The sequence below is a fragment of the Flavobacterium sp. ENC genome, assembly GCF_020991415.1.
Taxonomy (GTDB): domain Bacteria; phylum Bacteroidota; class Bacteroidia; order Flavobacteriales; family Flavobacteriaceae; genus Flavobacterium.
In genome coordinates this window covers 113,592-126,273 of the sequence record NZ_JAJMOY010000010.1, presented here as the reverse complement: position 1 = coordinate 126,273, position 12,682 = coordinate 113,592, and the positions used below count along the sequence as shown (strand labels likewise).

The following is a 12,682-nucleotide window of genomic DNA, read 5'->3' as shown; positions in this document are numbered from 1 at the left end:
CAATAAATTACCCGGTTCTCTCATTATCTAATTATCAAATTGACTCAATTATCTAATTATTTTATTCTTGAAAAAAAGCCCCGAACAACTGAAACATTTATTAAATTTGTTCGACTAACTATTTTACAAGCTGCAAAAATAGGGTATTTTAAAATATGGCGAAAGTAAAATATTATTACGACTCAGAAAATCTGGCTTATACAAAAATAAAAACCAGAAAGAGAATCAAAATCGGTTACGCTTTACTGTTTTTGCTGGCTTCAGCCCTGTTTGGCTTTCTGGTTTTCGTTCTTTTAGTCAACACGCCTTATTTCGAAACCCCGAAAGACCGTCTGCAGGCGCGTGAAATTGAAAATTTAAAGCTGCAGTATTCGATTCTGAATAAAAAAATGGATGAGATTAATGAGGTAACGGAAGCGATAGAAGACAGGGACAATAATATTTACAGGGTTTATTTTAACAAAGCTGAAATTCCCGATTCGATCCGGAAATCAGGTTTTAAGGACCTCAAGAGATATAAAGATTTAGAAGGTTATAACAATTCGCAATTGGTACTGAATACGACCAAACGAATTGACAGACTTTCGAAACAACTGGCCATTCAGTCCAAATCACTGGATGAGATTTTGAAATTAGCAGGTGTCAAAGGAAATTTGCTTTTGGCAATTCCTGCCATTCAGCCAGTCCGGAATGAAAATTTAAAACGCGTTGCTTCCGGTTTTGGGTACCGAATTGACCCTTTCACGAAAGTGCGAAAAATGCATAACGGTATGGATTTCACCGCCAGTACCGGCTCTCCTGTATACGCAACAGGCGATGGTGTGGTAGCAAGAGCTGACAATACAGCATCAGGTTTTGGAAATCATGTGGTCATCAGGCACGGTTTTGGATATGAAAGCCTGTACGCTCATTTAAGCAAATACAACTGCAGGCCCGGACAACATGTGAAAAGAGGCGATGTAATTGGCTATGTGGGAAGCACGGGGCGTTCTGAAGGCCCTCACTGCCATTATGAAGTGCACAAAGACGGAAAAGTGGTAAATCCGCTGAATTTTTATTACGGAAATATTTCGGCAGTAGAATACGTGGCCATTTCACATATGGCCAATCAGGAAAACCAGTCATTAGATTAACACTGCAAAAAGTAGTAAGTTTGAAGTAAAAAACAGAAAAATATAAATCATGCATATTGAGCTTTCTAAAGATAAAAGATATTTCAGCATTGGCGAAGTAGCCAAAGCCTTTAATGTCAACGCATCTTTAATCCGGTTTTGGGATAGCGAATTCGATATTCTGAAACCTAAAAAGAATGCAAAAGGCAACAGAATGTTTACACCGGAAGATATTACCAATTTACAGTTGATTTATCATTTGGTCAAAGAACGTGGTTTTACACTCGAAGGAGCCAAAACTCATTTGAAGGAAGGACAAAAGAAAACATTAGATAAATTCGAAATAATACGTAAATTAGAGTCCATAAAAACACAACTAACAGAAATCAAAAACGAATTATAGTACATTTATTAAATAAATTAAAACAAACTTAAATTAAAACGGATATGAAAAAATGGTTAATCCCTGTAGGAATTATAGTAGTACTAATCGCTATTATTGCTTTTTGGTCAATTGGAATTAAAAATACTGGTTTACAAAAAAATCAAGCAGTTAATAAAGAATGGGGAAATGTGAGTACTACTTACCAAAGAAGAAATGACCTTATCGGAAACTTAGTTAATACAGTAAAAGGTGCAGCAGATTTTGAAAAATCAACATTGACAGCTGTAATTGAGGCTCGTGCAAAAGCTACTTCGGTAACCATTGATCCAAGCAATGTGACTCCGGAACAATTAGCGCAATACAATCAGGCTCAAAGTGGTGTATCATCATCTTTATCCAGATTGTTAGTTTCTGTTGAACAATATCCAACATTAAAAGCAAATGAAAATTTCCTGAAACTACAAGACGAATTGGCCAGTACCGAAAACCAAATTTTAACAGCCAGAACCCGTTTTAACGAAGCGGTACAAGATTACAATGGGTATGTTCTTGCAATCCCTAACAGCTGGTTTCTAAGTTACAAAGAAAAACCATACTTTGAAGCTGTTGCAGGCGCAGACAAACCAGTTGAAGTAAAATTCTAAATAAGATTTAATATTTTTGATTAACGATTTAGATTTCAGATTCAGTCTGAAATCTAAAATCTGAAATCTAAACTCTAAAATAATTTCAATGTCAAAAGTAGAAGATTTTTTATCCAAAGAAGAAGAACAAGAAATTGTCGAAGCTATTCGCGTGGCCGAAAAAAATACTTCTGGCGAAATTAGAGTACATATAGAACAAACAACTTCTAAAGTCCCTTTCGACCGGGCTTTAGAAGTTTTTCATGAATTAAAAATGGATGAAACCCAATTACAAAACGGGGTTTTGTTCTACTTTGCCGTAGCAGATAAAAATTTTGCTATTTGTGGAGACAAAGGAATAAACGACCTCGTTGATGATGACTTTTGGAATTCAACCAAAGATATTATGGCGGCCCAGTTTAAATCCGGAAATTTCAAACAAGGTATTGTTGACGGCATTTCAAGTGCCGGTGAGCAATTAAAAAAATATTTTCCATGGTCGGCTGACGATACTAATGAATTATCAAACGAAATCTCAAAAGGATAAATAATGAAAATTTCCAAAAATAAAACTTCAAATTCCAAAGGAATCTTTCATTTATCCTTTCTGTTAGTTGCTTTCCTTACTATTAATTGCGCTTTTGCCCAATTTAAAATTCCGGAAAAACCAAGTCTTCAGACTTCAGTTTACGATTATGCGAATGTTCTGAGCGCTACCGAAAAAGCACAATTGGAACAAAAACTAATTCGTTATTCGGATTCCACGACCACCCAGATTGTGGTGATTACGATAGAAAGCCTGCAAAATGAAGATGTGAGCCTGCTGGCTACCAAATGGGGACAAACCTGGGGAGTTGGAGGAACAGCAAAAGATGACAATGGTGTTATTATTTTACTGGCGAAGAAAGAAAGAAAAATTGCCATTAATCCGGGGTACGGTTTAGAAGACCGCCTTACTGCAGGAATTGGCGGAGAGATTATCAGAAATATCATTATTCCCGAATTTAAAGCCGGAAGCTATTACAACGGCCTTGACAAAGGAACAGATGCCTTATTTGACGTTTTTAAAGGAAAATACAAAGGAGAACGCAAACAAACCAAAGGGAAAGATTTTCCGATCCTTCCTTTCATTGTTATTGTTGTAATTGTGTTAATTTTACTGTCCCGAAATAAAAGAGGCGGAGGCGGAAATTCAGGCAATAGTGGCGGAGGTCCGAGCCTGATGGATGTAATTCTGTTAAGCAGTCTTGGCAGAAGCAGCGGCGGTGGATTTGGCGGTTTCGGCGGCGGGTCATCCGGAGGCGGGGGCGGCGGTTTCGGTGGTGGATTTGGCGGCGGAGGTTTCTCCGGCGGAGGTTCAAGCGGAGGCTGGTAGCGTTTGTTTTGTTTCAGGTTTAATTTGTTTCAGGTTAAAATTCACAATTTATAATTCATAATTTAAAAATAGATGTTATCACATAAAGCAAAATACGCCCTTAAGGCCTTACTTTATTTAGCAGAACAGGACGAAAATCACATTTCTAAAACGATAGAAATTGCTGAGGGAGCCAACATTCCTAAAAAGTTTTTAGAGCAGATTTTACTGGATCTGAAACGCGGCCGTTTTGTAAGCAGTAAGCAGGGAAAATTTGGCGGATATTATATGATAAAATCTAAAAATGATATTACCCTGGCAGAAATTCACCGTTTATTTGACGGTGCAATTGCTCTTTTACCCTGTGCTTCCTTAAACTTTTATGAACCATGCTCAGATTGTAAAACTGAGGAAGAATGCACCTTAAGACATGGTTTAATGATCATTCGTGACGAAACTCTTAAAGCAATGCAAGGCATTACAATCGCCTCATTGGTAAAGAAATAAAAAAATATTTCCTAATCCCTAGTTAATCTATAGAATTTACATATATTTGCAAAAAAATCAACCAACAATTACAAATTTTAACCCTATGAAATTACATTACAATCGATCAGGTGTATCTAAAAATCTTTTGCAAAAAAACCAAAATAGTCAATTCTCTACTTTAAAAAACAATTCTTCTATGATGTGTATGTGCTGGTAAAAAAAATTTAATTTAAATTCTACTAATCACATATACTTAATATAAAAATGAAAACATCTATAAAAAATATACTTACTCTATTATCTTTTTTAACGTTCTCTATCTCATTCGCTCAAAACATAGAAGGGACAGTAACAACAAATGAAAACATTCCTCTGGAAGCTGCCAATGTGGTCATAAAAGGAACTACTTTCAGCACCATTACAGATGCCAGCGGAAAATTCAGCATTAATACACAGGGAAGACTTCCCCTGACTCTTTTGATTCAATACACAGGGTACACAACTGCAGAATACAATGTTTCTACCTTACCTGCCACTCCACTATTGGTAACTCTTAATGAGGAAAATAAACTGGTAGAAGTTGTCGTTTCTTCAAGACGTCGTATCGAAAAAGTTCAGGATGTGCCTATTGCCGTTTCGGTTATCACTGGTAAACAGGCCGAACAAACCGGTGCTTTTAATGTAAACAGAATCAAGGAACTTGTGCCTTCTGTTCAATTGTACTCTTCAAACCCAAGAAATACCGGAATCAATATCAGAAGTTTAGGTTCTCCTTTCGGTCTAACGAATGACGGAATCGACCCGGGTGTTGGTTTCTATGTTGACGGAGTTTATTACGCCCGTCCGGCAGCCACTACACTTGATTTTATCGATGTAGAACAAATTGAGGTATTACGCGGACCACAAGGATCATTATTTGGTAAAAACACAACTTCGGGAGCTTTTAATATTACAACCCGTAAACCAAGTTTTACTTCTGGTGCAGACTTTGAAGTAAGTTACGGAAATTATGCTTTTTTACAAGCGAAAGCCTCTGTTACAGGAGCTTTGGGCAAAAAAATAGCGGGACGTTTATCTTTCTCAGGAACGCAGCGTGACGGTTTAATCGATAATGTTGCTACAGGAAGAGCGACTAATACACTGAACAATCAGGGAATTAGAGGACAATTGCTTTATACGCCTTCAGAAAATACAAATATTATACTGGCAGCAGACATTACAACACAGCGTCCTGACGGATATGCACAGGTTGTTGCAGGTGTTGCGCCTACTCAAAGAGCTCCTTACCGTCAGTTTAATGCGATCATCGCTGATTTAAATTACCAATTACCAAGTCAGAATGCTTTTGACCGTAAAATCGATCACGATACACCATGGCGTTCCGGACAGGATATGGGAGGTATTTCGCTTAACATTGACACCAAAATCGGAAGCGGAACACTGACTTCTACTACAGCCTGGCGTTTTTGGAACTGGGATCCGTCAAATGACAGGGATTTCACAGGATTGCAGGTCTTGGCATTATCACAAAATCCAACCAGACAAACACAATTTACACAGGAAGTTCGTTATGCAGGACAGCTTAGCTCAAAATTAAGCGGTGTTGTGGGCGTATTCTTTATCGATCAGACTTCACAAACCAATGGTACCGAAGAATCCGGAAATGCACAATGGAGATTTTCTCAAAGTTCTACAAGCAATTTATGGAAAACTCCGGGGCTTTTTGAAGGATACGGAATCAAAACAGATGCCCGCATAAGAGCATCCAGTGCTGCTGTATTTGGACAACTGGACTGGGCAGTTACAGAACGTTTACATTTATTACCGGGCTTACGTTATAACTTTGATAAAAAAGATGCCGATTACACCCGTACTACTTACGGAGGATTACAAACCACTGATCCGGCTTTGCTTGCTTTGAAGAAACAAGTATACAGCGATCAGGCTTTTGCCTCAAATACAGACAATACCGATTTCTCCGGAAACTTAACGGTTTCTTTTAAAGCTACAGATAAAATTAATGCTTACGGTACCTTTGCAAAAAGTTATAAACCGGTTGGTGTGAATGTAGCAGGACTTCCAACCAATTCAGCAGGTGCTCCGCTATTGGAACTGGCTGTGATTAAACCGGAAGAAGTAAATCATTATGAAGTCGGAGTAAAAACTTCTCCCTTTAAAGGCTCTATTTTTAACGTAACGTTCTTTAATACTGATATCAAAAATTTCCAGACTAACGTTCAGGCAGCAGAATTAGGGGTTAACCGTGGTTATCTTGCCAATGCCGATAAAGTTCGTGTAAGAGGTGTTGAAGTGGATGCAAGTTTTCTAGTGAGCCAGCACTTAACCATAAACGGAGCTGCGACTTATACAGACGGTACCTATGTTAAATTTACCAACGCACCGCTTCCTTTAGAAGAAACCGGAGCCGCAGTAGCTTTTAAAGATGTTTCAGGAACTAATTTGCCTGGTGCATCAAGATGGGCAGGATCTTTAGGCGGTGAACTTTCTGATAATGCAAAATTCTTCGGAAATGCAGGGAAAGTTTTCGTAGCAGTTGATTCGTACGCACGTTCTGAATTCTCATCAAGTCCGTCAGCTTCAAAATATTTAGTTGTTCAGGGATATGCTCTTTTTAATGCCCGTTTAGGCTTCCGCGCTTCTCAGGGATTATCTGTTCAGTTCTGGGGACGTAACCTTCTGAACAAAGATTATTATGAGCAATTATTGCCTGCGGGAGGAAATACCGGACAATATGCAGGTGTTTTAGGCGATCAGAGAACATATGGAATCACTTTTAAATATTCTCTGTAAACAATTTTATTTTTTTGTTAATAGCAATTAACGGGATGCGTCATCTAAAACGTATCCCGTTTTTTTATTTAAAATAAGTATTGAAAATCACAAAATAGCTTTCAAAACGAATTTAAAAACCAATCTTAATTTCTGTAAGTACTTTCCGGTTTGCCTATATTCGCAGCCTGAATTTATACAGATTAGATGAAAATCCTCCAAATGGTATTCCTTTTAGTTTTTACAAGTCCGTTTTTGCTGGCCCAGAAAAAGACGGATCAACAATCCCTGACCTGGATTCGATACTACAATATTTTTCCTCTAACCGAAAAATGGGCCATTCATTCTGAATTTGATAACCGTAACTTTGTCAATCCTGTTCATGAAAATCTTTTTGTCGTGCGTCTTCAGGGGCGTTACAGAGCTACTAAAACAATAGATGTAGGGGGCGGATTTGCTTATTTTAATGTCAACACTCAGGATCCGAAGGCTGACCCCGATTTTTCAGTTGCGGAATACAGGGCCCAGCAGGATATTACGTTTATTTATGATATTGCAAAAATCACTTTTCATAACCGTTTTCAGCTTGAGGAACGTTTTATCCAAAAAGCCACCAAAGCGGAACTTCTGGATGATTACGCTTCTTCGCTTCGATTCCGATATCGGTTACAGTCCATGTTTACGCTTTGGCAAAAAGACAAACGCAGCATAAAAGGAACTATTTCTGACGAAATTTTATTCAATTTCGGCAAAGACAACAAAAGAAATACCTTTGACCAGAACCGTATTTACGCTGCATTACGCTATCATTTCAATCCTAATGTCGGATTGGAACTGGGTTATCTCAAAAGCTTCCAGAGACGTTCAAGCGGCATTGATTTTTACGATCGTGATATTATCAGATTGACGCTGTATCATCGCATTAACCGCAAAACCAAAACCTGAAATCCTACATTTCCCTTTGTCTTCTTTTGGATTCTTTTTCCTTAGAGGCAAAATTTCCAATTTTATACGACAGCGAAAACATCACATATCTTTTCAAAACCGTATTCTCTTCATCCCGAATGGAGGTTGCTGAGATGGTTCTTGTCGCGCTCTGATTCTGATTCAGGATATCATATACTTTTACCTTGGCGTAGATTTTCTTATCGAAAAAACCATACGACAAACTGGTATTCCACAAGTAAAAATCTTTCTTAAAATCACCTGAAATATTTGAATTGTAATTGTATCCGAAGTCATTTCCAAAAATCAAATTGGCCGGCCAGTAGGAAGTCGTCTGCAAATTGATTCGGTGTACTACATTTGAACTCGCATCCCTGCTAACGTTCTCATATTTGGTTTCATTGTATGACAGGCTGTACGATGGTGAAATCGTAAGCAAATCCCCGTATTCATACGTCAGGTACACTTTTGGTGTTATTGCTGCAGATTTAGCGTTATAAATCACTTCATTTGTATATCCTTTATCAAAAGAATAACTTCCGTTGATTCCGAGGCCATATCTCAAAACATGCGCATCTCTTTTTATGGACTGGTTCCAGTTGGCACCAAGTGAAGCAATATAAGTTCCCGAAATATTGGCATAAGTCGTGGTTCTTTTTCCGCTGTCATCATAAACCGATGTAGAAACTACATCATTATTGTAGTAATCTCCTTTTAGGTACAAACTGTAGCCGGAGCGGGTACGGAAATCGAAATTTTTAAAATCGATACTTGCCGTATTTTTTTCAATCGGGTTCAGATCCGGATTACCAATTAAAGTATTTAGCGGATTGGTCAGATTCAGTACCGGCATCAACTGAACGGCAGACGGAAGTGCGTTTGAATAATCGTATTTGAAGGTCAGGTTTTTTGAGCGGCTGAATTTGTATCGAAGCTGAAGATTTGCAAAAGGCAGCGCATATTTTTTGTTCAGGTCTGTTTCCTCATTTCGGTATAAGGAGTAATTATCATAACCGATAATTGAAGTCCTGGAATTCATATTTAAGGTAAATTTACTTTTCTGCCAGGTAATCCCAAACTTTGGACTCACCGAATTCTGGCTTGACGTGGTATAATTCGTTAGCGATTCATTGAGATCCGAATAAGAATTGGTCGTAGCATTAAAATTGAATGTTTTAGCATCGTTTACCGTACTTGCCCAGTCAAAATCAGAACCGAATCTAATTCTCAGCGAATCCGTAACGGGCTCTGTATATTCGACATCAAAGGAATATGAATCAGAACTGCTGTTATTTTTACTGTTCTGATTTCTTTCGTCATTCGGTTTATTGTCCTGATAAAAAATAGTCTCCGAAACGTTGAATCCGTTCGAATCACTTCTTGAATTGCTGTTATTGAAAACCAGACTCAGGTTACGCGCTTTTTTCTCAAAAGTTTTATTGAAATTGATGCTGTTTGTGAAATTGGTATTCGAACTTTCGCTGTACGAATCCGAAGTACTTTCGTTTAAAGACTGCCCATTTTCATCTTCCGAAAAAGTAGAAGAAGACGAATTGCTGTTCGAATGCGATTCATTCAGTTTTGGAGCCACAACTAAATGGGTTGTCGGGTTGATTTTGTACTCCAGTTCAAAATTGGCATTGTTTCCGGTGTTTTCATTTCTGGTCTTGGAATCGGCAGCCGTGACGATATTTCCGCTGGGTAAAAAACTAATCTGATTGGACTTGCTTTCGTTTTTATTAACCGAATTCGAAAAGTTATAACTGCTCATAAATTCCAGGTCTTCTGTCCAGTCATCTGAATAATTAATTCCGGCCAGATTCGATTGTGTAATTCCTTTACCGCTTCCGGAACCTGAGCCTTTACCACTGTTTTTACTATTTCTGCCGCCACCCATATTATCAAATACCTCATCCTGTGAAAACCCTGTGGAGTTAATATTATTGGAAGATGCCAGAACACTTATCTTTTGTTTGTTTTTAAAGAAGTTCAGAATCAGGCTGCTTTCATAACGATCGTCAGAGCCATATCCGCCAAGGATTTTTCCAAAGAAACCTTTATTTTTCTTTTCGTCGATGGTGATATTAATGCTCGAATAATCTGAAGTCGATTCCTGTTTGGACAGTTCTTCTTTTTTAGTTTTAAAATCCGAAACCTGGATTTTCTTTATAATTTCGGCAGGCAGGTTTTTCAACGCAATGGCGCCGTCTTTATCAAAAAAAGTCTTTCCGTTTACCAGAAGCTGCGTTACTTCCCTCCCGTTTACGGTAATTTTGCCGTCATTATCAACATCAAAGCCGGGTAGTTGTTTTAGTAAAGTTTCCACATTCGAATCCGGTCGTACTTTATACGAAGCCGCATTGAATTCTAAAGTATCTTTTTTGACCGTAATGGGTGGTGCTTCTGTTTTGATGACCACATTATCTAAAGCATTAACGCTTTCCAACAAATATAATTTTCCAAAATCCTTGCTTTCCTGAAGGCTTTTTTCTTCCTCATAGTAAGGCTGATAACCCAAATAATTCACTTTTAGAAAAACAGGTTTGTCGTATTTTTTTGTATTTATACTGAAAAAGCCGTTTTTATCGGTGGTGGCATATTCGAGAACCGTAGAATCTTTTACGGTGGTAAAATAAACGGTAGCCATTTCCAGCGGCAATTGGGTGTTGAGATCAACAATGGTTCCTTTTACAATGATATTATTCTGGGCATTTACCGAATAACAAAAAAAGAAAAGCAATACTAAAGAATATAATCTGATCATAAATTGGTTAGTTAGAATAGTAAGACTCCGAAAAACTCAAAAGGTTTAATTGTTCTTTTTACATTTATTAAAATCTTCCGAAAAGACAATTGAAAAATGCTGTACTAAAATCTTTTCCCCCTTCCTGCAATTTCAATGTAAAAATCTGAAAAACAACATTTTAAAATCATTAAAAAAGGGTAAAAACGCCCGATTAAAAATAGTATTTAGCCTGATCTATATTTTATCAAAATACAGAAACTTTGTTATCAATAATTAAAAAGATAAGGAGCGTTCAGAAAATCCTAAAAAGAGTATGACAGAAAAGTCGAAAACTGATTAGAGTAGGCAATTTAAAAACAAATAATTATGAGTACTATTTTTAAAGGTTCCCTGAGAGGATATATTTGCGAGGACTGTCGCGAGTTTATATCAAATGTTGACGTTTTATTATACCTGCCGTATAGAGAAACCCGTTTACCAGATTCACCTGCCAATGGAAAAGACGCATTTCATGTCGTTACCAAAGAAGAGGCAGCACAAAGAAAAGGATTACTTATAGACAAAAAAACAACGGATATAAATGGAGATTTTGAGTTTGAAATTAACGAAAGGTACCTGAATTCCGATTTCGATATTGATTTTGTCTGTGGTTCTGTTCCGCCAAAACATCCCAAACCAAAAAGAGAGGAGCTGGTACAATTTCACATCACCACTTTAGCGATGCAATCAGAGCTTGAAAAGCAGGCACAAGACCAAAATTCGAGATGGAATTATACCATTGCTCATAAATGGTGGTGTTACATTAGAGGGCACTTCTTTGATTCGTGGGTGATTTGCGGCCATTTGATGAACTGCAAAACAAATAAACCGATCGCCAATGCAACAGTTACAGCAATGGATGCCGATTTCCTGACCGATGATACTTTAGGAGTTGCAACAACAGATGCTACGGGACATTTTAGAATCGATTATTCGGCGGCAGATTTTAAAAAGACTTTTTTATCCCCGTGGCTCAATATAGAAACCGATCCCAATTTTCTTTCTTTCCAAAGTGGTCCTGATGTTTACTTTAAAGCCGAATTGGCCGGAACTAAACTAATTGACGAAACCAAAGCGGAGGCACGCAAAAATGTGGGCTATTGCCTATGTGTCAATTTATGTTCAGAAATCGCGGTGACCGATCCCGGAGACACTTTCCCTAGTGCATGGACCGGAATTGGAACTAAATTCAGTTCCTCTTACGGAACAAGCGCTCCGGATTTTGATGCTGAAGGTTACGCCAGTTTCGATAAAAATGTTTTGTTTTCAAAAATAAATCTGACTGGACAAGCTGCCTTAAAATCAGCGGCAGGGCATCCAATTGAATATCGTTTTTCAGTAAGTGATGCAACGCTTCCAAATGACTCTTTAATCAATCCTCCTTTGGACGGTTTTACTAAAATAGTTGGAAAATATCCTGATTTATTTGTTCCCGGCATTGTTTCTAAATTAGAAAGAAAAGTTTTTTCACTTATCAATAATCAGATTTCTGTATATAGTGCCCAAAGTGATTTTGATGACGAAGGCTGGTTTGATGTGAACCATGCAATCGAAAGAACACTCATCAGTCGTGGGTTAACGCCGGCAGATTTAGCTTTATATAATCTCATTGACGTGGATCCACTTATTACAATAGATACAGCAGTACTAACATCTGCCCCAAATGTACCGGACAGCTTTAGTGCCGGGCAGCCAATTCCTGCAGTGCATGATATTCCTGTTGAAAAATTTGCAATACGTTTCGAGATTAGAGAAGTGATTAATAAAGCTGCAAATCAATTTGGCTTCATCGATGGTGAAAAAATATTGAATTCGGCTATTATGAATAACAATCCAATATACAGAAAACTGGCCATTAAAGAGCTCGAAGAAAGTACGCTGTGTAGTCCAATTAATGGTACGATACATGCTAAATACACCTTATACCATCCCTATTTAGCTTCCGGCAGTTTGCACTTAAACAGCAACAGCCCTTCTATAGACAGAGACGTTTTAGATGGCGTAATAAATACAGCAGCAGTGAAAAGAATAAACGACAATGCAGCACTTAACGATTCGCCACTTGATAATCTGGTGCGTTGTACTTACAGTTTAAAATTGTATTCTTCTACCAGAAAACATAACGGAGATGATGGTGATTCTGATGGAGGTTCACCATTGGAACAACTTTTTTTCTATGATGAAAATCAGAGCTAGGCT

Annotated in this window: 10 protein-coding genes; 9 read left to right on the top strand and 1 reads right to left on the bottom strand. The window is 37.8% G+C overall.

Annotation, left to right across the window (positions count from 1 at the left end):
• The first annotated feature begins 155 nt into the window (after positions 1 to 155).
• The 8 genes from LPB89_RS19830 to LPB89_RS19795 all read left to right on the top strand — a co-directional run bounded on the left by LPB89_RS19830 (position 156) and on the right by LPB89_RS19795 (position 7,698).
• Complete coding sequence (locus LPB89_RS19830) at positions 156 to 1,133, top strand: M23 family metallopeptidase (protein WP_230703375.1); 978 nt, start codon at positions 156 to 158, stop codon at positions 1,131 to 1,133.
• Positions 1,134 to 1,182: 49 nt separating this feature from the next.
• Complete coding sequence (locus tag LPB89_RS19825) at positions 1,183 to 1,515, top strand: MerR family transcriptional regulator (protein ID WP_166920075.1); 333 nt, start codon at positions 1,183 to 1,185, stop codon at positions 1,513 to 1,515.
• A 44-nt stretch (positions 1,516 to 1,559) separates the two neighbouring features.
• Positions 1,560 to 2,141 (top strand): LemA family protein, encoded by a 582-nt coding sequence (locus LPB89_RS19820; protein ID WP_074659903.1) that lies wholly within the window; start codon positions 1,560 to 1,562, stop codon positions 2,139 to 2,141.
• Positions 2,142 to 2,229: 88 nt separating this feature from the next.
• Positions 2,230 to 2,667: a TPM domain-containing protein gene (locus LPB89_RS19815; protein WP_230703374.1), complete on the top strand. Its 438-nt coding sequence runs from the start codon at positions 2,230 to 2,232 to the stop codon at positions 2,665 to 2,667.
• Positions 2,668 to 2,670: 3 nt separating this feature from the next.
• Positions 2,671 to 3,495, top strand: a complete 825-nt coding sequence (locus LPB89_RS19810; protein ID WP_230703373.1) for a YgcG family protein — start codon at positions 2,671 to 2,673, stop codon at positions 3,493 to 3,495.
• 72 nt (positions 3,496 to 3,567) lie between these two features.
• Positions 3,568 to 3,981: an Rrf2 family transcriptional regulator gene (locus tag LPB89_RS19805; protein WP_230703372.1), complete on the top strand. Its 414-nt coding sequence runs from the start codon at positions 3,568 to 3,570 to the stop codon at positions 3,979 to 3,981.
• Positions 3,982 to 4,227: 246 nt separating this feature from the next.
• The gene (locus LPB89_RS19800; RefSeq protein ID WP_230703371.1) at positions 4,228 to 6,774 is read left to right on the top strand and encodes a TonB-dependent receptor domain-containing protein; all 2,547 of its coding nucleotides are present in this window, start codon (positions 4,228 to 4,230) and stop codon (positions 6,772 to 6,774) included.
• A 201-nt stretch (positions 6,775 to 6,975) separates the two neighbouring features.
• The gene (locus LPB89_RS19795; protein ID WP_230703370.1) at positions 6,976 to 7,698 is read left to right on the top strand and encodes a DUF2490 domain-containing protein; all 723 of its coding nucleotides are present in this window, start codon (positions 6,976 to 6,978) and stop codon (positions 7,696 to 7,698) included.
• Between the two features lie 4 nt (positions 7,699 to 7,702).
• Here LPB89_RS19795 and LPB89_RS19790 read toward each other — a convergent pair whose 3' ends face one another.
• Positions 7,703 to 10,462, bottom strand: a complete 2,760-nt coding sequence (locus tag LPB89_RS19790) for an outer membrane beta-barrel protein (RefSeq protein WP_230703369.1) — start codon at positions 10,460 to 10,462, stop codon at positions 7,703 to 7,705.
• 348 nt (positions 10,463 to 10,810) lie between these two features.
• Between LPB89_RS19790 and LPB89_RS19785 the strand changes: the two genes are divergently transcribed.
• Positions 10,811 to 12,679, top strand: a complete 1,869-nt coding sequence (locus LPB89_RS19785) for a transthyretin-like family protein (RefSeq protein ID WP_230703368.1) — start codon at positions 10,811 to 10,813, stop codon at positions 12,677 to 12,679.
• The last annotated feature ends 3 nt before the right edge of the window (positions 12,680 to 12,682 follow it).